This is a genomic window from Chryseobacterium vietnamense, assembly GCF_031454475.1.
Classification (GTDB): domain Bacteria; phylum Bacteroidota; class Bacteroidia; order Flavobacteriales; family Weeksellaceae; genus Chryseobacterium; species Chryseobacterium vietnamense.
The window spans coordinates 46,708-71,207 of record NZ_JAVDQX010000007.1 but is presented as its reverse complement, the minus strand read 5'-3'; the positions used below and the strand labels follow the sequence as shown (position 1 = coordinate 71,207).

The 24,500-nt window shown below is 36.6% G+C and carries 23 protein-coding genes; 9 read left to right on the top strand and 14 right to left on the bottom strand.

Features of this window, described 5'->3' with window-relative positions:
* Positions 1-6: 6 nt before the first annotated feature.
* The 12 genes from J2786_RS21240 to J2786_RS21185 all read right to left on the bottom strand — a co-directional run bounded on the left by J2786_RS21240 (position 7) and on the right by J2786_RS21185 (position 9,760).
* The gene (locus J2786_RS21240) at positions 7-315 is read right to left on the bottom strand and encodes a hypothetical protein (RefSeq protein ID WP_047429172.1); all 309 of its coding nucleotides are present in this window, start codon (positions 313-315) and stop codon (positions 7-9) included.
* 12 nt (positions 316-327) lie between these two features.
* Complete coding sequence (locus J2786_RS21235; RefSeq protein ID WP_047429170.1) at positions 328-795, bottom strand: hypothetical protein; 468 nt, start codon at positions 793-795, stop codon at positions 328-330.
* A 1-nt stretch (position 796) separates the two neighbouring features.
* Positions 797-1,927 (bottom strand): 3-hydroxyacyl-CoA dehydrogenase NAD-binding domain-containing protein, encoded by a 1,131-nt coding sequence (locus J2786_RS21230; protein WP_047429168.1) that lies wholly within the window; start codon positions 1,925-1,927, stop codon positions 797-799.
* 93 nt (positions 1,928-2,020) lie between these two features.
* Positions 2,021-2,821, bottom strand: a complete 801-nt coding sequence (locus J2786_RS21225) for an enoyl-CoA hydratase/isomerase family protein (RefSeq protein WP_047429165.1) — start codon at positions 2,819-2,821, stop codon at positions 2,021-2,023.
* A gap of 142 nt (positions 2,822-2,963) precedes the next feature.
* Positions 2,964-3,428 (bottom strand): 1,2-phenylacetyl-CoA epoxidase subunit PaaD, encoded by a 465-nt coding sequence (paaD, locus tag J2786_RS21220; protein WP_047429163.1) that lies wholly within the window; start codon positions 3,426-3,428, stop codon positions 2,964-2,966.
* 3 nt (positions 3,429-3,431) lie between these two features.
* Positions 3,432-4,241: an alpha/beta hydrolase gene (locus J2786_RS21215; RefSeq protein ID WP_047429160.1), complete on the bottom strand. Its 810-nt coding sequence runs from the start codon at positions 4,239-4,241 to the stop codon at positions 3,432-3,434.
* A gap of 6 nt (positions 4,242-4,247) precedes the next feature.
* Entirely contained in the window at positions 4,248-4,997 is a 750-nt protein-coding gene (paaC, locus tag J2786_RS21210; RefSeq protein WP_047429158.1) for a 1,2-phenylacetyl-CoA epoxidase subunit PaaC, read from the bottom strand.
* Positions 4,998-5,098: 101 nt separating this feature from the next.
* Positions 5,099-5,380 (bottom strand): 1,2-phenylacetyl-CoA epoxidase subunit PaaB, encoded by a 282-nt coding sequence (gene paaB / locus J2786_RS21205; RefSeq protein WP_034695796.1) that lies wholly within the window; start codon positions 5,378-5,380, stop codon positions 5,099-5,101.
* Positions 5,381-5,491: 111 nt separating this feature from the next.
* Positions 5,492-6,430 carry a 1,2-phenylacetyl-CoA epoxidase subunit PaaA gene (gene paaA, locus J2786_RS21200; protein ID WP_034695794.1) on the bottom strand — a complete coding sequence of 313 codons (939 nt, stop codon included), beginning with the start codon at positions 6,428-6,430 and terminating at the stop codon, positions 5,492-5,494.
* Positions 6,431-6,543: 113 nt separating this feature from the next.
* Positions 6,544-7,629: a 2Fe-2S iron-sulfur cluster-binding protein gene (locus tag J2786_RS21195; RefSeq protein WP_047429156.1), complete on the bottom strand. Its 1,086-nt coding sequence runs from the start codon at positions 7,627-7,629 to the stop codon at positions 6,544-6,546.
* Positions 7,629-8,945, bottom strand: a complete 1,317-nt coding sequence (locus J2786_RS21190) for a phenylacetate--CoA ligase family protein (RefSeq protein WP_047429154.1) — start codon at positions 8,943-8,945, stop codon at positions 7,629-7,631. Before J2786_RS21190 ends, J2786_RS21195 begins: the two co-directional genes overlap by 1 nt.
* A 236-nt stretch (positions 8,946-9,181) precedes the next feature.
* Positions 9,182-9,760 (bottom strand): TetR/AcrR family transcriptional regulator, encoded by a 579-nt coding sequence (locus tag J2786_RS21185; protein ID WP_047429151.1) that lies wholly within the window; start codon positions 9,758-9,760, stop codon positions 9,182-9,184.
* A gap of 372 nt (positions 9,761-10,132) precedes the next feature.
* On the opposite strand from J2786_RS21185, the gene clpB reads away from it, so the two are divergent.
* From clpB to J2786_RS21140, 9 genes are all read left to right on the top strand, one after another.
* Positions 10,133-12,727, top strand: coding sequence for an ATP-dependent chaperone ClpB (clpB, locus tag J2786_RS21180; RefSeq protein ID WP_047429150.1), 2,595 nt, complete (start codon positions 10,133-10,135; stop codon positions 12,725-12,727).
* Positions 12,728-12,865: 138 nt separating this feature from the next.
* The gene (locus J2786_RS21175; RefSeq protein WP_156121378.1) at positions 12,866-13,018 is read left to right on the top strand and encodes a hypothetical protein; all 153 of its coding nucleotides are present in this window, start codon (positions 12,866-12,868) and stop codon (positions 13,016-13,018) included.
* A 200-nt stretch (positions 13,019-13,218) separates the two neighbouring features.
* On the top strand, positions 13,219-13,761 hold the full coding sequence (locus tag J2786_RS21170) for a hypothetical protein (RefSeq protein WP_047429148.1): 543 nt from the start codon (positions 13,219-13,221) through the stop codon (positions 13,759-13,761).
* A 59-nt stretch (positions 13,762-13,820) separates the two neighbouring features.
* Positions 13,821-14,435: a hypothetical protein gene (locus J2786_RS21165; RefSeq protein WP_310022284.1), complete on the top strand. Its 615-nt coding sequence runs from the start codon at positions 13,821-13,823 to the stop codon at positions 14,433-14,435.
* Positions 14,436-14,527: 92 nt separating this feature from the next.
* Entirely contained in the window at positions 14,528-15,199 is a 672-nt protein-coding gene (locus J2786_RS21160) for a sensor histidine kinase (RefSeq protein ID WP_226798768.1), read from the top strand.
* Positions 15,196-15,837, top strand: a complete 642-nt coding sequence (locus J2786_RS21155) for a response regulator transcription factor (RefSeq protein WP_047429142.1) — start codon at positions 15,196-15,198, stop codon at positions 15,835-15,837. Before J2786_RS21160 ends, J2786_RS21155 begins: the two co-directional genes overlap by 4 nt.
* A 249-nt stretch (positions 15,838-16,086) precedes the next feature.
* Positions 16,087-17,091, top strand: a complete 1,005-nt coding sequence (locus J2786_RS21150; protein ID WP_047429140.1) for a zinc metalloprotease — start codon at positions 16,087-16,089, stop codon at positions 17,089-17,091.
* A 430-nt stretch (positions 17,092-17,521) separates the two neighbouring features.
* Positions 17,522-18,535: a zinc metalloprotease gene (locus J2786_RS21145; RefSeq protein ID WP_047429138.1), complete on the top strand. Its 1,014-nt coding sequence runs from the start codon at positions 17,522-17,524 to the stop codon at positions 18,533-18,535.
* 107 nt (positions 18,536-18,642) lie between these two features.
* On the top strand, positions 18,643-20,028 hold the full coding sequence (locus tag J2786_RS21140) for a phosphatase PAP2 family protein (RefSeq protein WP_047429136.1): 1,386 nt from the start codon (positions 18,643-18,645) through the stop codon (positions 20,026-20,028).
* A 35-nt stretch (positions 20,029-20,063) separates the two neighbouring features.
* On the opposite strand, the gene J2786_RS21135 is transcribed toward J2786_RS21140, so the two are convergent.
* Positions 20,064-21,929 carry a M1 family metallopeptidase gene (locus J2786_RS21135; protein ID WP_047429266.1) on the bottom strand — a complete coding sequence of 622 codons (1,866 nt, stop codon included), beginning with the start codon at positions 21,927-21,929 and terminating at the stop codon, positions 20,064-20,066.
* Between the two features lie 106 nt (positions 21,930-22,035).
* On the bottom strand, positions 22,036-24,405 hold the full coding sequence (locus J2786_RS21130) for an outer membrane beta-barrel protein (RefSeq protein WP_310026667.1): 2,370 nt from the start codon (positions 24,403-24,405) through the stop codon (positions 22,036-22,038).
* Positions 24,406-24,500 lie beyond the last annotated feature (95 nt).

Genomic DNA, 24,500 nt, shown 5'->3' with positions numbered 1-24,500 from the left:
TATTAATTATATGTTTGTTATTTCTTCATACAGCTCATCGGATAATCTGTCGTAAACACTCATTGTTTTACCCAGAATAATTTGTTCGTATGAAAGATTTTCAGAGTCTGATGAGTTTTCAGAGGGATAGGATTCATTTAAATCAACTCCATTTTCGTTAGCTAATCTTTTGATCACTTCTTTATATTTCTCATTAAACTTTCCTAACAACTCAAGCCTTTCCTCAGCATTGACAGAGGAAGCTTCCTGCAATAAATACTGTTTCTCAATTAAAAGCCTGGTTTCCAGCTCAGCCCTGAATTCATCTATATTCATGATAATTAAATTTTATTTATTAATAATCCTATTCAAATCTTTAATTCCATTTTCATAAGATTTTTTGAAATAAAATTTAATTACGAAATAGATTATTGTATAAAACATAGCAATTGGTAATAATAATGCTAATGCTGTCGCTCCAGTTTGAAAGCAATTAATAATTATCGCAAAAACCGGAAGAATGCCCCAAACAAATAAAATTATTCTAAAAGTTCTATGAAATTTTGAATTCAACTTTATTATTGTCTCATGTTCCTTTTGAAACAATTGACCTTCAAAAACACATAAAGCTCCCAATGGTACCTCGGCACTTATTACTTTAAAAAAATTTTTCTCTGTATATCCTCTTAAAAATTTATTAGTGCGATTCATTGTTAGAGAATAACTTTTCTCACTATTACTATTTATATTTGATAAAATCTTTTCAACAGAGTTTAAAGATTTTATTTCATCATATCTTTCAGGAAAATATTTCATATTACATTTTGTTCAACAAAGGGCTTTGTCTATACCTTTCTTCCTGATATTCTTCGTAAAGGTTTTGCAAGGTTTCGGAGATTTTTGCATATCCGATTTCTTTCCCCCAGCTTAATAATCCTTTCGGATAATTCACTCCTTTCTGCATAGCCAGCTCAATATCTTCGTCATTGGCAACACCCAATCTTTTAGCTTCAACAGCTTCGTTGATCAGCATTGAAATGATTCTTAAAAAGATCTGCTGGTATAAAGCATCGTCTTTCTGAGCTACAGGATTTTCTGCTCCTTCGCTGTAATCGTAGAAGCCTTTTCCTGTTTTTCTGCCGTGAAGTTTGGCTTCAGACATTCTTTGCTGCAATAGAGACGGTTTATATTTCGGATCGTAGAAATAATCTTTGTAAACTGTTGTTGTTACGGCAAAGTTGACATCAACCCCGATAAGATCCATCAATTCGAAAGGGCCCATTTTGAAATTCCCCAGGGTTTTCATGGCGTCATCCACCTGTTCAGGGGTAGCAATATTTTCTTCAACAAGTCTAAGTCCTTCCCCATAGTAAGGTCTGGCAATTCTGTTGACGATAAATCCAGGAATATCTTTAGCAATAACAGGAGTTTTCCCCCATTCTTTCATGAGGTTGTAGATTTTTTCTGGTAATGTTTTTTCTGTTAATAAGGATGGAATAACTTCCACTAAAGGCATCAATGGAGCGGGATTGAAAAAGTGAATTCCGATGAAACGCTCCGGCTTCTTTAGTTCTGCACCAAGAGAGGTGATAGAGATAGATGAGGTATTGGAACTGATGATACAGCTTTCTGAAACATAATTTTCAAGTTCTGTAAACACCTTGGTTTTAATGTCTTTGTTTTCAACAATTGCTTCAATGATCAATTCACAATCCTTGAAATCTTTCAATTCTGTAGCAATGGAAATATTAGCTAAAATTTCAGTCATTTTTTCTGCCGAAATTTTTTGTTTATCCACCAATCTGGTGAGCGTTTTTTCCAAACCTACCGTTGCCGTTTCTACTTGTTTTGCGTTGGCATCATATACCCATACTTTGCATCCGTTCGTTGCGGCTACTTGTGCAATGCCGATTCCCATTGTTCCGGCACCGATAATTCCAATATTCATTTTTATTTGTACAATGTATTAATGTAAAATGTATTCATGTAAATCGTTTTAAAAATCATTAATACATTTTACATGAATACATTAATACGAAATTTATCTTCCTTTATAATTAGGTTTTCTTTTCTGTAAAAAGGCATTTACTCCTTCAATGAAGTCTTCTGTACCTGCAGCTTCCTGTTGAAGATCTCCTTCCAGCTCAAGCTGTTCTTTCAATGTGTTGTTATAAGAATTGGCGAATGCTTTTTTCGTAAGCTTAATTGCTGCTGTTGGCATGTTTGCCATTCTTTCAAGAATTTCCATAGATTTTGGAACGAATTCTTCTTCACTGAAAACTTCAGCTACAAGACCATAAGATTTAGATTCTTCTGCGGATAATTTTTTACCGGTGAATGCTAAATAATTGGCTAATTGTCTACCTAAAAGTTTCGGTAAGAAGTAAGTACCTCCAGTATCAGGAATCAAACCGATATTTGAAAATGCTTGGGCAAAATATGCTTTCTCGTTTGCTAAAACGAAGTCAGAGATTAAAGCCAGCATAGCTCCGGCTCCTACTGCAGGACCGTTTACTAAAGCAATAACAGGTTTTTTGCAACGGGTAACCTCTAACACTAAAGGGTTATAATAATCTACCACAATTTTTCTGATAATGTCGTGATCATGGTGTTCTTTGCCTACCACGAAAGCTTCATCCAGATTCTGACCTGAGCAAAATGCTCTCCCTCTTCCGGAAATAGCCACACATCTTACGGTTTCATCTTCGCTGCATTCTTTAACAAAATCCCTAAGATCTGCTAAAGCCGGCTTGGTAAGAGCATTCATTGTTTCCGGTTGATTAAGATATGCAATTTTAAGCTTCCCGTCAAAATGCGTTTCAATATCAAGTTGTGTATACATAGTTTTTATTAATTTATTATTTAACAACGCACTAATTTAACAATATAAATTAATGTAACCGTCTAATAATTTAACAATCTAACAATTCCTTCGTTATGCTTTGCATAGCCGTAAAATTTATTGCAGATTGCCAGATCACTCATCAATGACATTTAAAATAATCAAAGGGCTCCAGGCAGTCTAAACACTGATAAGAGGCCTTACACAGCGTAGACCCAAATCTACTGATCTGCTTGGTATGCTCAGAACCACAGCGCGGACATTTTTTCGGTTTACCGATATGATGTTCGTCTGCTCCTTTTTCGGGAGGAGTGATTCCGTAAACACGAAGTTTTTCTCTCGCTTCATCAGTCAGCCAGTCAGTTGTCCAGATCGGAAACATCTTGGTTACCACTTTTGCTTCCCATCCGTTTTCCTTCATCATTTTAATAATATCCTCCTCAATGGTAAACATGGCAGGACAGGCAGAATAAGTAGGCGTAATGATCACTTCACAAGTATTTTCACCTGTGACCTGTGCATCTCTTACGATTCCTAATTCCACAATATCAATCACGGGAATTTCCGGATCGGGAATTGTTTTTAATAAATCTAAAAGCTGATTCATATTTTATTTTTTATCAGAATCAAGAATTGCTTTCATTGCATTCTGATAATCCAAATTATCTGTTATTCCGTTGTGATACTGATCTTTTAATATAATCAGACGATCACCTTTTTTAAAGTTATTTTTAAGCTTTAAAGAGGCTTTATAGTTAATAACCTCATCTTTATCACCGTGAAAAATAACGACTGGTGACTGAACGGTTTTTAAATACTCACCAGTCTCAAAATTATATTTCAGTAAAAACTTCGGAAGGAACGAAAATTTCTGATTCATTTCATCTTCGATACTGTAATAGGGAGCCTGTAAAATCAATAATCTGGCATTATGCTCTGATGCTAATTTTGCGGCCAGTCCTGTTCCTACAGAATATCCTAAAATAATAATTTTGTTTTCCGGATATCTTTTTAAAAGTTCTTCATAAGCGCTCTCAACATCCGAAAAAAGCTGGTCTTTGCTATTAACTTTATCTTCACTCTTTCCGTAGCCCCGGTAGTCTAGTATCAAAGTATCATAATTCATACTGCGATACAATTGAGCTACTTCTCCCCAGCCTTTTATTGATCCTCCGTTTCCATGAAGATAAAAGATGACTCCTTTCGGGTTTGGGGCTTTAAATAAAACAGAGTTCAGATGCTTTCCATCCTTTGTTGTTATAGATACTTCTTCAAAATCACCCTCAAATTTAAATTTGTAATTGTCCGGTAACTTTTCAGGGTAAAAAATAATTTTCTCCTGATAGAAGTAGATTCCCACACATAGCATTATATATGCTGTAAGAAAAAAAGCAATTATTCCCAGAAGCAGCTTTTTCATAGCTTATTACCACGTACACCCCGGATACGCTCTCTGCATATACTGAAGTTCACAAAGAATAAATCCAAAGTATTCTGTATGATATCCTGTTCTTGATTTGGGCTGCATAAAAGCATTTTCCGGATATTCTAAACCGAAGTCTGCAAAATCTTTCTTTGTAATGGCAAGAAATTCTTCATAAAGAACGTCTGTATTCGGAGCAATATTCAAGGCAACAAGATCATCTTCACCTTCTGTTTTTGCAAAAAGACCTTTTGTATATTCCCAGATATTTTCGATTGCTTTTACCAAACGGGACTTACTTTCTTCTGTTCCCTGAGCAAAGATTTTCATCCATGATGCAGCATGAGTATAGTGATATCTTACTTCTTTCAATGATTTTTGAGCAATGGCAGCCAGTTCTTCATTAGCAGAATTTGATAAAGCCTCATACATCAGTTTCTGATAAACAGACAATACATATACTTTAAGAATAGTCTGCGCATAATCTTCGTTAGGAAGTTCTACCCAATGGGCGTTGACGTATTCGTGCTCGTATCTTAAAAATGCGATATCATCTTCACTTTTTCCGTTGTCAATCACTCTTGAAGCGTAAACGTAAAAGTTATTAGCCTGACCGAGTTCATCCAACGCAATATTCGTTAATGCAATATCTTCCTCCAGGTAAGGACCTTCACCGCACCACGCAGACAAACGCTGCCCCATAATGAAACTGTCGTCTGCTAGTTTTAATAAATAATTATATAATGGATTCATTGTTTAATCAATTTAAAGACGGATAGATGATAGATGGATAGAAAACAGACAAGTAAACCTTAAGGTCTTTTATCTATCTGTCTATTATCTCAAAAGTCTTATTACATATTTTTTACGTCGTTTGGAATCTCGTAGAAAGTTGGGTGACGGTATAATTTATCATCAGCCGGATCGAAGAAAGCTTCTTTGTCAATTCCTTCTGAAGTCACAATATATTTACTTGGAACTACCCAAACAGAAGTTCCTTCTTTTCTTCTTGTATAAACGTCTCTTGCATTCTGCAAGGCCATTTCTGCTGTTGGTGCCTGTACAATTCCAACGTGTTTGTGAGATAATCCCGGTTTAGTTTGAATAAACACTTCCCACATATCTAAATTTGCCATAGTCAAATTAATTTAACAATGCATCAATGTACCAGTTTAATAATGAGATGCTTCGACAAGCTCAGCATGACAATGATTGTTACATTTCTACATTGGTATATTGTTACATTATTATATTACTTCTTTTTGTTGTTTTTCTGCAAAAGCTGCTGCAGCTTCTTTTACCCATGAATTTTCTCTTTGCGCCTTACGTTTCGTTTCGATACGCTTTTTGTTGCAAGGTCCGTTTCCTTTTAAGATTTCCATGAATTCATCCCAGGGAAGTTCTCCGAAATCGTAATGTTGTCTCTCCTCGTTCCATTTCAGATCTTTATCAGGAATGGTTAATCCTAAGAATTCAGCCTGAGAAACGGTAACGTCAATAAATCTCTGACGAAGACTGTCATTACTTTCTCTTTTTACTCTGTAGTTCATAGAGATTTTAGAGTTTGGTGAACTGTCATCATTAGGCCCGAACATCATCAGAGCTGGCCACCAGAAGCGGTTTAACGAAGCCTGAGCCATTTCTTTCTGTTGTTTTGTTCCACGGCATAATGCCATCAAAATTTCATACCCTTGTCTTTGGTGGAAAGATTCTTCTTTACAGATTTTCACCATCGCTCTTGAATAAGGACCGTAAGAGTTCCCCATCAGCATTACCTGATTCATAATAGCAGCGCCGTCTACCAACCAGCCAATGGCACCGATATCTGCCCAGCTTAAGGTAGGATAGTTGAAAATACTTGAATATTTTGCTTTTCCTTCCAGCATATCATCATAGGTAGCATCTCTGTCTGCTCTGATGCTTCCGTCTCCTAATGTTTCAGTGGCAGAGTAAAGGTATAAGCCGTGACCAGCTTCATCCTGAACTTTTGCTAAAAGAGCCATTTTTCTTCTCAATGAAGGCGCTCTGGAAATCCAGTTGGCTTCCGGCAGCATTCCTACAATTTCGGAATGCGCGTGCTGTGAAATCTGACGAACCAACAGTTTTCTGTAATCATCCGGCATTACATCTTTAGGTTCTACTTTATTTTCTTCGTGAACGTATTGAACAAATTTTTCTAAGTCCATCTTTTTTGAATTTGAAAATTAAATAATTTGAGAATTGAGAATTTGAGAATTTGGAAATTAATCTGCTATAGTTACATTTTCAAATCAGCATATTTTCTCATTTTCAAATTGTCTTAAACATCATAATTTAGCATCACCACATTCGTTGTCGGGTGACATTGGCAGGTAAGAACGAAGCCTCTGGCTACCTCTTCTTCGGTAAGTGCATAGTTTTTCTCCATGAAAACCTCTCCTTCCAGAACCTGCGCCTTACACGTACAGCAAACGCCTCCCTTACATGCGAAAGGAACCGGAAGCTGATCTTTCAATGCTTTATCTAAGATACTCTCTTTTTTAGAATTAAGGTGGAACGAATATTCATCATCATCAATGATTACTGTTACCATACTTTCTATATTGGCAATTGCCTTGAATTCATCACTCATTTCCTCCGTATTTTCTTCATCCGGAGCAGTGAAATATTCAAATAATACCTGAATAGCAGGTACTTTTTTATCTTTTTTCAGATAATCTGCGATCCCTTTGATCATTTCTGATGGACCACATATAAAATAAGTAGCTTCTTTTACATCAATATCTGTATATCTTTCAAACAGCTGCTCTAATTTTTCTGATGAAATTCTTCCTTCAAAAACAGGATCTTCATGCTTCTCACGGCTTACTAAATAAACCACTTTAAGTCTTCCGTTGAACTGCTCAACCAGTTTATCGATCTCTGCTTTTCTTAAAACATGATTCATGCTTCTGTTGCTGTAGAACAGATAAGCATTTGAATTCGGCTCCTGATAAAGGCTTTCTTTGATATTGGATAATACAGGAGTAATTCCGCTTCCTGCCGCCAGACCTACATAAGTTTTTACGTTTGTCGGGTGATAAGAAGTATTGAAACCACCCATTGGAGGCATTACTTCCAGCACTTCATCCATATGAAGGTGTTCGTTGAAATACCCTGAAACTTTTCCGCCTTCAAGCAACTTCACCAATACTTCCAGTGTATTTCCTTTTTCACTGGGAGCATTACAGATAGAGTAAGAACGTCTTTCTTCATTTCCGTTGATTGTCATTCGGAAATTAAGATACTGCCCTTGTTTGAACCTGAACTTGTCTTTCAGTTCTTCAGGGATTTCTACCGCCACATTTACTGCTTCGGAAGTATCTTTCTGAACCTTAACTGTTTTAAGTTTATAAAATGAATTCATTATTTTTTTAGTATTCTATTAATTTTTCCACCCTCACACTTCGGCAGGCTGTCCTGGGCATGAACTTTCACTTTCGTTGTAATTCCTACCCTCTTTTTTATTTCGTTTTCTATGTTTTTTCCAAAGTTTCCGACAAAATTAAAATAATCATCGGTATTGGCTTCCATTTTCTGAGACTTTACCAATTCATCATCTATTTCAACATCAATATCCAAAGCGATGCACATATGTTCTTTCTCAACAGGGGTTAAATAGTAGTTAGGAACCACACCCTTTACATAAGAAAAAGCATCTTCAATCTGGCTTGGGTAAACATTGACCCCTCTTACGATCAGCATATCATCTGCTCTCCCTACGATTGGTTTCATTTTCACCATTGTTCTTCTGGCATTTTCATCGTAATAAAGACTGGTGATATCATTCGTCCAGTAACGTAAAAGCGGCATTGCTTTTTTGGTTAAAGTAGTAATTACCAAAACCCCTTCTTCTCCAAAAGGAACCGGCTGTTTGGTAACCGGATCTAAAATCTCAGGATAAAAATGATCTTCCCAGATATAAGCTCCTCCCTTCTCCTCGAAATCCTCCATAGAAACTCCAGGACCGATAATTTCACTTAATCCATAGATATTGGTTGCATGAACGCCTAATCTTTCTTCAATATGACCTCTGATAATCTCCGTCCACGGCTCTGAACCTAACACAGCATACTTTAAACTGATCTCCTCTGCAGTAATTCCTCTCCTGGCAAATTCATCCGCAATGGTAAGCGCATATGAAGGAGAACAGCAGATCACTTCCGGCTTAAAATCCACAATCAGATCTACCTGTCTTGCCGTCATTCCTCCCGAAATAGGAAGAACGCTCATCCCCAGTTTTTCTGCTCCGTAATGAAGTCCTAATCCTCCGGTAAAAATCCCATATCCATACGCGTTATGCAGCTGCATTCCCGGTCTTGCACCAGCAGCATGTAAAGATCTTGCCACCACTTCACTGAAAAGATCCACATCTTCTTTGGTATATCCTACCACAGTTGGTTTTCCTGTAGTTCCGCTTGAGCAGTGAATACGCTGAAGTTCACTTTTAGGAACCGTAAATAATCCGAACGGATAGTTATCTCTTAAATCCTGTTTGTAAGTAATAGGAAGTTTAGCGATATCTTCAATCGACCTTATATCCTCTGGAGATATTTGCAATGCATCAAATTTTTTTTTATAAAATTCCGACTTCTCCCCCAAATAGCTGATCAGGCTGATCAACCGGTCGGATTGAAGCTGTCTCAACTGACCCAGCTCCAGATATTCAACTGAAAAATCCATAAAACTAACTAACATTTGTTAGGTGTAAATTTAAAAAGATTTTAGAAGCTGGCAAAATTTTTATGACTTTTGTCATATTTTGAATGATTCTAAATAAGAAATATAGTTAAAATCAGGTCAAATGTCATTCTGATCGGAACAAAGTGTAGAGAGGAATCTTTTATCTGACCATCTGTTAGAAATTCTTCCTTCGTCAGAAATCGAAGATTCGATGTAGTCAATGACAAGCAATGTGGTTACTTTCTTTGGTTCCCAAGCAGGCCAAAAAGAATTTTCTCTCTTATTTCTTCGGTAATCTCATCAGTAGAATCGCTGCTTCTTTTGAACCAGAAATAAGAATTGTTTAAAGTATGCAGGATAAATCTTGTGGTAAATGATGGTGATTTCAGCTCCCAGTTTTCAGCTTCGTAGATCTCGGAAATGAGTTTTTCAACTTCCTGCTGATAGTTTTTTCTTAATTCTACAAATTCGGGAAGCCTTTCTTCAAGGTGTCTCCATTCATTGGAATAAATGTGGGTTACATCACGGTTTTTAAGAACAACTGAAAGATGTTTATCCAACAGGAGATTCAGCTTTTCTTTTGGGACAATAGCTGTATTTTTTACTTCCTGAAGTTCATCGAAAAACTCCTGAGCAATGCCAAAGCAAATCCATTCCAGAATTTCTTCCTTTGAGCGGATGTGTGCGTACAGTGATGCGGCCTTGATATTGAGTTTCGTAGCCAGGTCTCTTACTGAGCTCCCCATATAGCCTTTCTCTTTGAAAAGTTCTACTGCTACGTCTAATATTTTTCTCTGTTTTTCTTTTAGTTCCATCTGGTAAAATGCAAAAGTAATTATTCTAAAATAAAAAGCTGAATTTTAACACTTACATCAAGTAAATTCTCCTATTTTCATATTGCCCCGTAGAAGTTTCTTCTCACAGTATGACTATTTGGTCATGGATTTCAAAGAAATAATTACGAAATCGGAAATTTTGTCAAGTTAAATTTCCGTTAAAAATACAATATCCGGAAAATTTGTCCTATTTTTTTGTAAATTTAATAATTGAACAGTTTTTGCGATACAGTCATCGAATAAATGATTAAATAATTGATGGCATTAAGAAACTAAGCCTCAGAATTTGGTTTCTTGATGTTTTTAAAAAACTAAACTTTAAACAAACCATTACCAAAAATATATATAAATATGAACTTAAACCAATATACTGTAAAATCACAGGAAGCCATCCAGGCAGCACAACAGATTGCTATGGAACTGGGCAACCAAAGTATTGAACCTCAACATCTCCTGGAAGGAATCTTCCAGGTGGATGAAAATATATCGCCTTTCTTACTGAAAAAATCTGAAGCAGATTCTAATTTAGTAAGAGAGCGCAACCGTGAAAATTTAGAAAAACTTCCAAAAGTACAGGGAGGAAACATTTATCTTTCACAATCTGCCAACAAAGTCTTGCTGGACGCTCCTAATATCGCTAAGAAAATGGGTGACGAATATGTAACGATTGAGCACTTATGGTTATCTCTGTTGGAAACTTCTTCAGAAGTATCGAAGATGCTGAAAGATATGGGAGTAACCAAAAATCTTTTGGAAGGTGCTATTAAAGAATTAAGAAAAGGAAGCAAAGCCACTTCTGCGAGTTCGGAAGAGACGTATCAGTCCTTAAATAAATATGCTAAAAACTTCAACGAGTTGGCAGCAGAAGGTAAACTGGATCCCGTAATCGGGCGTGATGAAGAAATCAGAAGGGTTTTACAGATCCTTTCCAGAAGAACTAAAAACAATCCTATTCTAATCGGGGAACCGGGTGTAGGTAAAACAGCCATTGCAGAGGGAATTGCTCATAGAATTATCAGTGGCGACGTTCCCGAAAACCTGATGGATAAAACATTATTCTCATTGGATATGGGAGCTTTGATTGCCGGAGCCAAATATAAAGGTGAATTTGAAGAGCGTTTAAAATCTGTAGTGAATGAAGTCATCAAATCAGACGGGCAGATTATTCTTTTCATTGACGAAATTCACACTCTGGTTGGTGCCGGAGGAGGTGAAGGAGCAATGGATGCAGCCAACATCTTAAAACCTGCTTTGGCAAGGGGAGAATTAAGAGCCATTGGTGCAACTACGCTGAACGAATATCAAAAATATTTTGAAAAAGATAAAGCATTGGAAAGACGTTTCCAGAAAGTGATGGTGGAAGAACCGGATACTGAATCTGCAATTTCTATCCTTCGTGGTATTAAAGATAAATATGAAGCTCACCACAAAGTAAGAATCAAAGATGAAGCAATTATTGCTGCTGTGGAAATGTCTCAAAGATATATTTCAGACCGTTTTTTACCGGATAAAGCCATTGACCTTATTGATGAAGCTTCTGCAAAACTGAGAATGGAAATCAATTCCAAGCCGGAAGAACTGGATGTTCTGGACAGAAAACTGATGCAGATGGAAATTGAGCTGGCAGCTATCTCAAGAGAAGGCAACCAGACCAAAATTGATCATCTGAAGGAAGATATTGCTAAAATTTCCGAACAGAGAAATGAGATCAATGCCAAATGGCTGAAAGAAAAACAGAAAAGTGAAGATCTTACCCAGATCAAAAAAGATATAGAATCTCTGAAACATGAAGCAGAAAGAGCTTCCAGAGCTGGAGATTATGCAAAAGTAGCGGAAATCCAATACGGAAAACTTCGTGAAAAGGAAGAAGAGCTTGCCAAGGTTGAACTTGAAATGCAGAATCATCAGAATGAACTGATCAAAGAAGAGGTAACTGCTGAAAACATTTCCGAAGTAATTGCTAAATGGACAGGTATTCCTGTTACAAAATTACTTCAATCTGAAAGAGAAAAGTTATTGAATCTTGAGTCTGAACTGCATCACCGAGTGGTTGGGCAGGACGAAGCGATTCAGGCAGTTGCGGATGCGATCCGTAGAAACAGAGCCGGATTGAGTGATGATAAAAAACCTATCGGATCTTTCTTATTCCTGGGAACAACCGGAGTGGGTAAAACCGAGCTGGCAAAAGCACTGGCAGAATTCTTATTCGATGATGAAAACAATATGACGAGAATTGATATGAGTGAATATCAGGAACGTCACAGTGTTTCAAGATTGGTAGGTGCGCCTCCGGGATATGTAGGATATGATGAAGGTGGACAATTGACTGAAGCGGTTAGAAGAAGACCTTACTCCGTGGTACTTTTAGACGAGATTGAAAAAGCACACCCGGATGTTTTCAACACATTGCTTCAGGTGCTGGATGACGGACGTCTGACAGATAATAAGGGAAGGGTGGTGAATTTCAAAAATTCTATCATCATCATGACCTCGAATTTAGGATCACACCTGATTCAGGAGAATTTTGAAAATCTCACCGAGGAAAACCAGGATGAAATTGTGGACAAAACCAAAGACGAAGTTTTTGATCTTTTAAAACAAACGCTGCGTCCGGAATTCCTGAACAGAATTGATGAAATTGTCCTTTTCCAGCCTTTAAAGAAAAAAGAAATCGGAAAAATCGTACAGTATCAGCTGAGAGGGTTCAATGAAATGTTATCCAAACGAAACATCATTATGACTTTCACGCAGGATGCAGTAGATTATCTGATGGACAAAGGATATGATCCTGCCTTCGGAGCAAGACCGTTGAAAAGAGTAATTCAACAGGAAGTATTAAACAAGCTGTCTAAAGAAATTCTTGCCGGAAATGTAAATGACGGAGACAGAATTACATTAGATTATTTCGTAGAAACTGGTTTGGTCTTCAGACCTACCGAACAATAAAATAGTTTTTTTCATATACATTATTTTTGTGAATAAGTGCTGCAGGATAACCTGCAGCACTTATTTTTTTTCATTTTTTATCCTGATTAAGTGAAATAAACTTATCTTTACTATGCTAATAACTAAAACAGAATCAGTATGAAAAAGCTAAAAAGAAACGATTTAAAGAAAATCGATGGCGGTCTTATTGCTCCTATCATTATGTGTGATGAAAATATGAACTGCCCCACCAATTTATGCTGCACATCAGGATACATTTGCAGGGACTGGAGAAAGTATCCATGTATTTAAAAGAAAAACGGGGAAATCTATTTTCTCCGTTTTTTATAGAACAATGTGAGTTTACATGGTCTTAATTTGTTATTTTTTACATACAATCCGTAAAAACACGGTAAAAATAACAGTGTAATTCCCAATTCGTGAATACATTTTCTAGGATATTTTTCACGAGATTTGCATATTAATTGAGTTTTACCGTAAAACACTAAGCTATGAATACAGAATCAAACAATCCATTACAGCCTGGGACCATGTCAAACAGTCTTATCCAGGCTCTGATCGACAATTATCGTCAAAATCATTTAAGTGCTATCAATACTGCTTTAGGAATACAAGACGCTCATTCCATTTGGTTTGACCTTCCGAAGTTAAAAAATTTCATTGCCAAGATTGAAGAAGAAGCGGCGAAAGTAAATCCTTCTGCTTCTGATGAAGATCTGGGAATCAGATTTTATTACGCTTCCTATCCGAAACAGGAAAACTGGTCTATTATGGACTCTCACCCTGTTCCGACAGAATATGCAGAAAAACACACTCTGGTAATGATCCCGACATTGAAAAAAGCCAATGAAGGAGGAGAACTTATTGATTATGATTTCAATCCTTTCCAAAATACTGATGGCAATCCTTTATCATTAAACTCACGTTCTGTCAAAGGTATAGGAGGAGGAGAAGATGATGATGATGACAAAGGTCTTGGAGAAAACAGCGGTACTCTGATTCCACCATCACCTCCGTTGGGCATATCTTATTAATTACCATTCATATCCTTAAACACAGTATGACTGAGATTCAAAAATTTTTTTCTTCATTTATGTATTGGGGAGAAGCCTTTGCTGCTATAACTTCCCTTATTTATTATAATCGTGTAAAAAAACTACATTGGAAATACCTGGCAATTTATCTGATTGTTATTTTTTTGTGTGAATCAGCTGTAAAATGGGGAGAAAAACCGCTTAAAATAGACAGAATAATTTTTCACAACTATTTTGTGATTCCACTGCAGTTTATATTTTTTTATTGGCTGTATGCAAAAGAATCTCTAAAGAAAACAAAACTATTCTATATCTTAACAGGAACGTATCTTTTAACATATGTTCTCAGGGCACTTTTTTTTCCAGAAAAGAAAGTGATCTTTTCTTTCAACTACAATATAGGTTGTCTGCTCTTAATGGCCCTCGTCATTATGGAGTATTATAAACAAGTTAATTCATCTGAGATTCTAAATTTCAGTAAAAACAAAATGTTTTATATCAATCTGGGGGTAACGCTCTTTTACATTGCCAACCTTCCGTTTATGACATTTAACTCTCTTCTTTGGAAATATATTGATATCTGGGATATTTATTATATATATTTCCAGGTTTCAGGAGCGGTAATGTATATTTTATTTGCAAGTTCATTCATATGGGGAAAACAGAACTCTTAATAACTCTTATTTCATTCAACATCTTTTTTTTGATGTTTGTAATAGCCGTATTTATTTATATCCGCAATTACAGGCAGCGAAAAAAAGAGTATTTGAATGAAATTGAAAGGAAAAATGAACTTCATCAAAGAGAGCTTCTGTCTACCCAGCTGGAAATCCAACAAGCCACCATGCAGCAGATCGGCCGGGAACTGCACGACAATATTGGCCAGAAACTTACCCTCGTAAGTCTTTATGTACAGCAGATGCTTTATGAAAACAAAGTTTCTGAAGCAAGTGAAAGAATTGATCAGGTTTCACAGATTATCAATCAATCTTTGCAGGATCTCAGAAGCTTGTCAAAAACATTGACGGATGACAATATCAACCAGAAGGAAATTGTAACTTTGATACAGGAAGAAGCAGATAACACGAATTCTTTCAAAAAATGTCATGTAAGTTTTGAACACAATTTTAAACAACTGGATTTGGGCTTTGTACATAAAAATGTTCTGTTAAGGATTACTCAGGAATTCATTCAGAACAGTATAAAACATTCCTGTTGTAAAAATATTTTTATCACCCTTAATACGTCTGAAGATATCCTTTGGGAACTTGATATTCGTGATGATGGAATCGGGTTTGACACTTCCCAGATCAAATCCAATGGAATAGGTCTTACCAATATGAAAAACAGAGCTGAAATCATAGGAGCCAGTTTTCGTATGGAAAGCCAGGAAAATATGGGAACTCATATCAATATTATCTTAAAAAAGCAGTCATGAAAAAATCTATTGTCATTGTTGACGACCATATACTTATTGCGAAAGCCCTGGAAGGAATCATTGGTAACTTCAGTGAATTTGAAGTGATCTATGTCAGTGAAAACGGGAAAGATCTTATCCAGAAATTTGAAGAAGGGAATGCAATTCCCGATATTATTCTTTTAGATATCAGCATGCCTATCATGGACGGTTTTGAAACGGCATTATGGCTTACAAAAAATCATCCTGAGATTAAAATTATGGCACTCAGTATGCAGGGAGATGACAACAGTGTAATTAAGATGATCAAGAGCGGAGCAAAAGGTTATTTGCTCAAAAACACCCATCCAAGAGATCTCGAAACCGCACTTACCAGACTTAACAGCGATGGTTTCTTTTACCCGGACTGGGCTTCCAAAATCATATTTTCCAATTTGAACAAAGAGACAGAAACTGAGATTGCCGTAAGAATTTCCGACAGAGAAAAAGAATTTCTGAAATACACCGTAACCGAACTCAGCTATAAGGAAATTGCAGACAGAATGTGCTGCAGCCCAAGAACAGTGGAAAGCTACCGTGACCAACTTTGTGAAAAACTGGATCTAAAAACCCGAGTAGGGCTAGCCGTCTTCGCCATTAAAAATGGTTTTGCCAATTAAGTTTTAAGGTGAAAAATTTCTTTTAAAATAAAACATAAAAGAAAAAAAATCCATTCAAATCGATCAAAAACTAAAAATGAATTAGTTAAATTGTTTAAATTGATTAAAATTCAATAGATATCCAATAACACTATATTAAAACCAATAAAAACATCCAATTATTAGTAATTAATTAATAAAACAAAGAAATCATTTGCATATTAATTTTAAATAATATAATTTCACATTCTCAACCTAAATGATTTTGATATGAAAAAACTATTATTTGGAGCTTTTATGCTCAGTGTAATGGCTGCATGTAACAATGACAGCATCACCAATCAAAACGAAAACACAACTGACGAAGCAGCCACTACGGCAAGCTTAACTCAAAGAGGATGTGCTTCTGAGGAAATCAGACAGGAAGCACTGAAAAAAAGTTCTGAACTTCAACAAAGATTTGCGGCATTGGAAACCAATACAGAAAAATTTGCCAATGATGTGAAGTTTGGAAAAGTTCTTGCCGATGGTACCGTAGAAATCCCTGTTATCGTAAATGTCATCTACAAAACAACAGCTGAAAACGTTTCTGACGCAAGAATTGCAGAACAAATTGCAGTTCTTAATGCCGATTATTCAGGAACTAACAGTGATGTAAACAAAATCCCTACTGAATTCCAGACAGTAAGTTCGGGAGATACAAAAGTAAAATTCAGGCTTGTAAATACCATTAGAAAATCCACTTCAAAAACAAGCTGGGCTACTAATGATGATATGAAAAAAGCATCCAAAGGAGGAATTGACGCCACTAATCCTACCAATTATTTAAACTTATGGGTAGTGGGAAAAATGACCAGCCAGGGCCGCACAATTCTTGGATATGCCACTTTTCCTGAGTCGGCAGGTCTATGGAATGATGGTGTTGTAATTGCAGCTCCCTATTTTGGAAAGACCGGAGCCTCTTCGCCTTTCAACCTGGGAAGAACCGCAACCCATGAGGTAGGTCACTACCTGAACTTAAGACACATCTGGGGAGATGCCAACTGTGGAAACGACCAGGTGAGCGATACGCCTACACAAACTACTGCCAATTACGGAAAACCTTCCTATCCGCTATACAACACCTGCAGTGGTGTACAAAGATCTGTAATGTTTATGAACTATATGGATTATGTAGATGATGCGGCTATGTTTATGTTCTCTGCAGGACAAAAAACAAGAATGCAGTCTGTAGTAGCTTCTTCTGGTGCAAGATCCGGATTAAGAGTGTATTAAGATTATAACCTTTTACATACTTGAAATCTGTCTCAATTTTGAGACAGATTTTTTTTGTCTCTTATTTTACTCTCATTTCAAATAATGAATATTGAAATCAGATCTGCCATTGAAGATAGTAGATAATCTAATAAAAAATAAGGGATTTCTGACTTGTTTTTAAAAAGCTGTTTCAGCCCAATTTATTGTAAAAAATATCCTACAAAAACAGTAAAATGATAAAATTATTTACATTTAAAACACACTTAAATGTGAAATATAAAACAAATATACTTTTTTAACTAAAATTCAATATATATTATATTTAATTGATTTTAATTCAATTAAATAAACGATAAAATGAACATTTAGCAAATAAATCAATAATAATTTGCGTATTAATTTCAAATACTATAATTTCACCACCTCAACCAAATTATATTATAACGATATGAAAAAATTCCTATTTGGAGCCCTGATTCTGGGCCTTATGTCGGCGTGTAACAACGACAGCTTAACCAATCAAAGCGAGACTTCTCCTGGGGAGGAAAACACTGTTCCGAGTGCTCTTAAAAGAAGTTGCCCTTCAGAAGAAATCAGACAGGCAATGCTTCTGAAAAACCCTGCATTACAACAAAAAATAGCCGACATAGAATTCGGTACTGAAAAATTTGCAGAAAATCTTAAAGTGGGAAAAGTTCTCGCAGATGGAACTGTTGAGATCCCGGTAGTTTTTAACGTAATTTACAATACTTCTGCTCAAAACATTTCCGATGCAAGAATTGCAGAACAAATTGCAGTGCTTAATGCTGATTATGGTGCTACCAATTCTGACATTAATAAAATTCCGTCAGCGTTTCAGCCAGCTGCGGCGGGTGATGTAAAAATCCGTTTTAAATTAGTAGCAACCAACCGCAAGCAAAGTACCAAGACAGGTTGGAGATCCGATCTGGAGCAAATGAAAAAAGCAAGTACAGGAGGTATTGATGCTACTGATGTCAATAAAAATATGAATATTTGGGTGGTTAATTCAATCCTTGACGAAAACAACCAGCCTGGAACACTAGGTTACGCTTATTATCCTGAACATGCTGGACAATGGTACGATGGTCTTGTAATAGGATATCAGTATATAGGTAAAACAGGGGCTTCTGCTCCGTTCAATTTAGGAAGAACAGTAACGCATGAAGTGGGACACTACCTAAACCTTCCACACCTTTGGGGATCATCCGATGCCGGATGTCAGACAGATTACTCTAATGACACTCCTACATCTCCTGGCCCTAACTATGGAAATCCTACCTATCCACTAAACAGAGTTTGTGGTGGTGTAAGCCGTTCTCAGATGTTCATGAACTATATGGATTATGTAGATGACAAATCTATGGTTATGTTCTCTGCCAACCAAAAAACAAGAATGCAGGCTGTGGTTGCTGCAGCCGGACCAAGAGCCGGATTGAGATAACCACTAACCTCAACAGAATATTATAAAAATATTAAAATAGTCTATCTCAATTTTTGGGATAGATTTTTTTAATATTTTTACGCGATTTAAATTTCAACACCACTACGATGAAAAAAATAGCATTAGCATCAGGAATACTATTGCAATTATACTGTATTAAAGCACAGGACACTATCCAATCCCGAAATCTCAAGGAAGATCTGGCACTCATCAATTCAGGGTATACAATTCAGGAGAAAACTCCTTTCTTTCAAAAAGAATGGGTAAAAAAATCAGTAGCTCCGGCTCTTCTTTTTACTGCGGCCGCAGCAACATGGGGAGAAAAAGAGAATATTCGTGAGGTAAGAAACCGATATCTGCCCAATTTCAAAGTGAAATATGATGATTATCTGCAATACGCTCCTGCTGTAGCTGTCTACGGATTAAAGCTGGCAGGTGTAAAGGGTAGAAACAATCTCGGGAGGGCTACTTTATCTTATGGTACCAGTTTAGCCATCATGGCAATTTTAGTTAATTCTATTAAATACACCACAAAAGTAGAACGCCCGGATGGATCCAAAAATAACTCTTTTCCATCAGGACATGCAGCTATGGCATTTACTAATGCCAGTTTTCTCCACAAAGAATATGGTTTGGTAAACCCAGCCTATAGTATTGCCGGATATGGTTCTGCCACTCTTACAGGACTTGGACGAAATTTAAACAACAGACACTGGGTTCCGGATATCCTGGCTGGTGCAGGTATCGGGATTATATCTACAGAACTTGGGTACTTTTTTATTGACAAAATTTATAAAAACAAAGGGGATAACTTAAGTATGTTATCCAGAATACAGGGTAACGATTACCCATCTTTTCTTGCACTCAAAATGGGGACCGCTTTAGGGACAACCAACTTCCTGAGAGAATCTGAACTGGATGATAAAAAACAAATCGGTTTCGAGGGAGGACTGGAAGGGGCTTATTTCTTTTCAAAAAAATGGGGTGTGGGTGCAGATATAGCCTTCAGCAGCTTTCCTATTAAATCTCAAAGAATAACATTTGATGACGGGCAGGACTTTGGCAACCATGAAATTAAAACACAATCCATGGGATTCCTTTCTGCAGGCATTGGACCTTATTTTTCTCATGAATTATCAGATAAATGGCAGCTTACTATAAAGCTTACCGGAGGATATGCTGCCACTGCCAGTGGAAAAGTATTTGTAAAAGGAGACGAGATAGATGCTCCCAACCACGAACTTCAGGTTGCCCGATATAAACCAAAACCGGCTTTCCGATGGAATACGGGTGCTTCCATGACCTATAAATTCAATCCGGGATTAGGCCTTACTTTCTATACGGATTACAATCAGATCAATTCTACCATCCGCTATTATTTCAGCGATGAAATTAAAGATAGTGATGAACTGGACCAGGAGCTTAACAACCTGATTGCTAAAGAAAAAATCAATTATATTACGCTAGGTTTACGATTAACAGCCTATTTTTAAAACAAAAAAGCCTTCAGAATCTGAAGGCTTTTAGTTTATAAGTTTTTACGGTTGTCATCCGGAGTATAATCCATAAAGATATCTCCGTCCAGCTGCACCGATTTTATTCTCTTCTTAATAGGAATGACAAGATCGGTCAGTTTCTGATCTTTTTCCCAAACTGAAGGTGAAAAATGGAGCTTTTCTGTAGTTCCGTCATCATAAGACAATATCGCATCAAACGGAATAGCAAAACCTCCTACGTTCGTTACATTTATGGTAAGCATATCATTCATCTGAGAGGCTCCTGTAACTTTTAAGTCAATATAATTATTGGTATAAAACCAATTCTGGAAAAACCAGTTCAGATTTTTTCCTGATCCTGTATTCATAGAATTGAAATAATCCCACGGAACCGGATGTTTCCCATTCCAGTTATCCATGTAGTGATGTAATGCTTTTTTGAAAAGTTCATCTCCTAAATAATCTTTCAGTGCCAGATAAGACAATGAAGATTTTACATAGGAATTGTTTCCATATCCGGCACCGCTTACCTGCGTACTCATGGTAATTACCGGTTGGTCCTGTTCAGCAGAAGGATCATTGATCCATTTTTTAACGCGGAAGTTTTTATAAAATTCCTTAGCAGCAGCCTCTCCGTTTTCATCAATTCCTATAAGATATTCCAGCGTGGTTGCCCAGCCTTCATCCATAAATGCATATCTGGTCTCATTGATTCCCATATAAAACGGGAAATACGTATGGGCAATCTCATGATCTGCCGTGAGCCGGGCATCATTAAGATCATCAGGAATACTGGTATCATTAATCATCATAGGATATTCCATATCTGCATATCCCTGGATAGCCGTCATTACATTGTAAGGATATTCTACACCAGGCCAGTTTTTTGAGAACCAATCCAGATTGTAGCGCATCCAGTCTACATAATGTTCAAAATCTTTAGCTCCGTTTTGATATCCGGCCTGAACGCTGGCTCTCTTTGTTTTTAACTGAACACTGGCGGCATCCCACACATAATGGTTACTCATCGCAAAACAGAAATCTGTAATATGGCTGGCTTTAAACTTCCAGACATTCCATTTATTCTGTTTTGTTACTTTTCCGGACTTCATTTCCTGTTCTGTAGCAATATGCATCAGCTTATCACTTTTCAGAGAAGCTTTATATCTTTTTAAATATTCCGGCTGAAGTACAGATTCCGGATTCAGAAAATCTCCGGTTGCCCAAACTACATAATTTTTTGGTGCGGTAATGGCAAAACTGTAATCATTGAAATCATTATAAAACTCCTGTCTGTCTGAGTGCTGCAGCATATCCCATCCGTTGTAATCATCATACACGGAAATTCTTGGAAAAGAGTATGCCACATAGAATGTTTCAGGATCAATCTGTCCTTCTCTTCCACTCTGAACCGACAGTGGATATTCCCACTCTATTTTAACCTCAGCTTTTGATTTAGATTTTAAAGCTGATTTTAATTTTACTTTTTCAACAGTACTCCAATCGTCACTGTTGATTTCATATTTTACATTGTTTACAGCAAAAGACTTAATTTTCAGTCCGGATGAAAGGAAATCTTTGGATACAAATCCTGATCTTGGCGACTGCGGCTTGTGAAGGTTATTTACAAATCGTATGGCAAGCTCATTCAGATGATCCGGGCTGTTGTTGGTATAAACAATGGTTTCTTTTCCGGAAACCACTTTTGTAGCAGCATCTACTTTCACCTCTACATTATACACTCCTTTATTCTGCCAGTAGTTTTTTCCTGGCGCTCCGGAGATATCACGTGTACCTTTTTCATACGCTTTTTTGATATTCCTCGGCATATACAATTCCTGAGCTGATAATTGCAGTAAAGAGACTGCGATCAGCATTCCGGAAAAAATTTTCTTCATAGCGATCTTTTTAAAGACAGGCATCAAAAATAGCGAAAATGTACCATCAGACGATCATTATTTCACGATAATATTTCACTGTAATTAACTTTTGTATAAAAACATTCTACAATCTATCCTGCTCAGTTGTCTTCTGAATTGTTTTTGCATTTTTAACCGATTGATTTCCAAAGTTGAATTTCAATGAAAATGTCACTCCCTGAGTATCGGTATAATCAAGAAAATAATTATCCTGATTTGCATATTTTGTGCTGACCTTCTGCCCTGTGGATCTGAAGATATCACTAAAAACAAGACTGGCTTCCAGTTTTTTACTAAAGAACTTCCTGTTCATTACAAAATAGGCTGACCAAAGAGAAGATATTCTGAAAGTTCCCTGTATGCCCGGAGAATAATAGCGGTGCCCCATTTCCATTTTCCAGTCGCTGTTTTTATCCAATGTAAAGCTTGTTGAAATGTTGGACACCCAGTTCCAGACTTTATTTTTATACAACATTCCATCAATTCCTTTGAAATAATTTTCATTATGCTCGAGATTTTCAGAAAAGATAATATTCCACCAGGATTTGATCTGGAAATTTTTATATAAGCTTAATCCAAAGGCTTCTCCTTTCTCAATATTGGTAAAATAATAGATCAGACTGTTGGTACTTGGTTCCTGATAGGAGATTTCCATGGACGGATATATTTCTTTTCGATAATACAAATCGAGATTCCAGTCTTTCCAGGAATAAGTAAGATTGAGGTTGTGGGTAATTGTCGCTTTTAATTTCGGATCACCCTGATAATAGGAAAACAGATTGTAGTAAGATTTTGCAGGATTCAACCATGAATAGGAAGGTCTGCTTATTCTCTTTCCATAAGAGAATCCGAATTCCTGTTTATTTTCTGTGGTATACTGTGCATAAAAAGTAGGAAAGAATTTCCAGTAGTTGGTCTTATTCAATTCATAAGGTTCAGAAACTACTCCTTCAAGATCTGTCATTTCCGCGCGCAGTCCGCCTTTGAAACTCCATTTTCCAATATTATAGGCTAATGAAGAATATAGTGCAAAATTGTGTTCTTTATAATCGAAAATGCTGCTTTTCTCCGGCCGGTATTGGAGTATTCCGTTCTCATTATCGGAGAAATCAAGTGTACTACTGGTCTTTACAAAACTATACTTCGTTCCCGATTCAAGTTCCAGTTTATCGCCTTTCCACTGATAATCGAATTGGGTGGAATACAGCTGAACATCTGCTTTATTCCGGGTAAGGAAGTTATCTTCTTTAGGTGGCTGGCCTGCAAAATTCAGATGGGTAATTACATTCTGATATTTATCGGCATTATTTCCGGTAAAATAATTGATCCATGAAAGACTGCTTTTTTTATTCAGTTTTCTGTCTATCTGAAAACTCACAGAGTTGTTGATGGAACGTGAACGATGATCATTGATGGTGGTATAATCAGATTCTACCTGATCCTGCAGGTTATAGATCAATGTAGGAACATTATAAGTTCCGAAGGACTTTGGAGAAAAATACCCTGAGTAGTTGAGGCTTAGATTGGTCAGGCTGTCCAATTCATATTCCGCATTAAAATTCAGGGTATTCTGGTTATTGTTTTTATCCTTCCTGTTCATTGTACTTACCCATCGGGTTTGGCTTTCCGGATAGTTTACATAATCTGTTCCTTCCCGGTAGTACGTTCCCAGCCCTTTATAATAGCTTCCCATTAAGGAAAGTTTATCTTTTTTATAATATTGAGAAACACCAAAAACGCCTTTTGCATATTGTGTCTGCACATATTTGGATGAAAGAATACCGCGGTAGCCTTCAATTTTATTCTTTTTCAGAACAATATTCAGCACTGCACTTCCTGAGGCTTCATATTTTGCTGGCGGATTGGTAATCACCTCCACTGATTTCACTTCATCTCCCTGTGTATTTTCCAGAAGGTTTTTAAGCTCGTCTCCTGTCAGCATTATTTTTTTATCATTAATCGTCACCAGAATTCCGGTACTTCCCTTTACACTCAATACACTATTGTTGATGGTGACACTGGGTGTATTTTTTAGAATTTCCCAGGCATTGAGTGAAGAAATGTTACTGTTTTCCACATTAAATTCCAGACGGTCTACCTTTCTTCTCACCAAAGGTTTACGTTTTGTCATCACGACTCCTTCTATTTCGTTAGATTCTTTTTTAAGAATGATATTGAGTGGTTCAGACTCTTTTACATTCAATTTTTTCTCAAATAAAGAATATCCCTGAGTTTTAATAACAAGCTTCACCTCCTGTTCTACTATATCCTCCAGTACAAAATTCCCGTTCTCATCTGTTTTTAATTCTTTAATTAATGCATTTTGAGCATTATACACCTCCACTTTTACGGAAGAAACCTTTTCGTTTTTGGTGTTTACAACTGTTCCTCCAGCTTTTTGTTTCTGGGCAAGAATCAAAGCTGGAAAACACAGAAAAAAAAGAATTTTATACATGGTTATTTTTTATTCCAACAAAACACTGTTCTGTTTTATGCCTACAAAATTCTGTATTGAAAGGGAGAATTTCGGTTAACGATGGGTTAATGATA

What these genes read in the sequence shown, in the direction of transcription:
- J2786_RS21240 (WP_047429172.1), bottom strand. Translation starts at nt 315, where the DNA reads ATGAATATAGATGAATTCAGGGCTGAGCTGGAAACCAGGCTTTTAATT.
- J2786_RS21235 (WP_047429170.1), bottom strand. Translation starts at nt 795, where the DNA reads ATGAAATATTTTCCTGAAAGATATGATGAAATAAAATCTTTAAACTCT.
- J2786_RS21230 (WP_047429168.1), bottom strand. Translation starts at nt 1,927, where the DNA reads ATGAATATTGGAATTATCGGTGCCGGAACAATGGGAATCGGCATTGCA.
- J2786_RS21225 (WP_047429165.1), bottom strand. Translation starts at nt 2,821, where the DNA reads ATGTATACACAACTTGATATTGAAACGCATTTTGACGGGAAGCTTAAA.
- paaD (WP_047429163.1), bottom strand. Translation starts at nt 3,428, where the DNA reads ATGAATCAGCTTTTAGATTTATTAAAAACAATTCCCGATCCGGAAATT.
- J2786_RS21215 (WP_047429160.1), bottom strand. Translation starts at nt 4,241, where the DNA reads ATGAAAAAGCTGCTTCTGGGAATAATTGCTTTTTTTCTTACAGCATAT.
- paaC (WP_047429158.1), bottom strand. Translation starts at nt 4,997, where the DNA reads ATGAATCCATTATATAATTATTTATTAAAACTAGCAGACGACAGTTTC.
- paaB (WP_034695796.1), bottom strand. Translation starts at nt 5,380, where the DNA reads ATGGCAAATTTAGATATGTGGGAAGTGTTTATTCAAACTAAACCGGGA.
- paaA (WP_034695794.1), bottom strand. Translation starts at nt 6,430, where the DNA reads ATGGACTTAGAAAAATTTGTTCAATACGTTCACGAAGAAAATAAAGTA.
- J2786_RS21195 (WP_047429156.1), bottom strand. Translation starts at nt 7,629, where the DNA reads ATGAATTCATTTTATAAACTTAAAACAGTTAAGGTTCAGAAAGATACT.
- J2786_RS21190 (WP_047429154.1), bottom strand. Translation starts at nt 8,945, where the DNA reads ATGGATTTTTCAGTTGAATATCTGGAGCTGGGTCAGTTGAGACAGCTT.
- J2786_RS21185 (WP_047429151.1), bottom strand. Translation starts at nt 9,760, where the DNA reads ATGGAACTAAAAGAAAAACAGAGAAAAATATTAGACGTAGCAGTAGAA.
- clpB (WP_047429150.1), top strand. Translation starts at nt 10,133, where the DNA reads ATGAACTTAAACCAATATACTGTAAAATCACAGGAAGCCATCCAGGCA.
- J2786_RS21175 (WP_156121378.1), top strand. Translation starts at nt 12,866, where the DNA reads ATGAAAAAGCTAAAAAGAAACGATTTAAAGAAAATCGATGGCGGTCTT.
- J2786_RS21170 (WP_047429148.1), top strand. Translation starts at nt 13,219, where the DNA reads ATGAATACAGAATCAAACAATCCATTACAGCCTGGGACCATGTCAAAC.
- J2786_RS21165 (WP_310022284.1), top strand. Translation starts at nt 13,821, where the DNA reads ATGTATTGGGGAGAAGCCTTTGCTGCTATAACTTCCCTTATTTATTAT.
- J2786_RS21155 (WP_047429142.1), top strand. Translation starts at nt 15,196, where the DNA reads ATGAAAAAATCTATTGTCATTGTTGACGACCATATACTTATTGCGAAA.
- J2786_RS21150 (WP_047429140.1), top strand. Translation starts at nt 16,087, where the DNA reads ATGAAAAAACTATTATTTGGAGCTTTTATGCTCAGTGTAATGGCTGCA.
- J2786_RS21145 (WP_047429138.1), top strand. Translation starts at nt 17,522, where the DNA reads ATGAAAAAATTCCTATTTGGAGCCCTGATTCTGGGCCTTATGTCGGCG.
- J2786_RS21140 (WP_047429136.1), top strand. Translation starts at nt 18,643, where the DNA reads ATGAAAAAAATAGCATTAGCATCAGGAATACTATTGCAATTATACTGT.
- J2786_RS21135 (WP_047429266.1), bottom strand. Translation starts at nt 21,929, where the DNA reads ATGAAGAAAATTTTTTCCGGAATGCTGATCGCAGTCTCTTTACTGCAA.
- J2786_RS21130 (WP_310026667.1), bottom strand. Translation starts at nt 24,405, where the DNA reads ATGTATAAAATTCTTTTTTTTCTGTGTTTTCCAGCTTTGATTCTTGCC.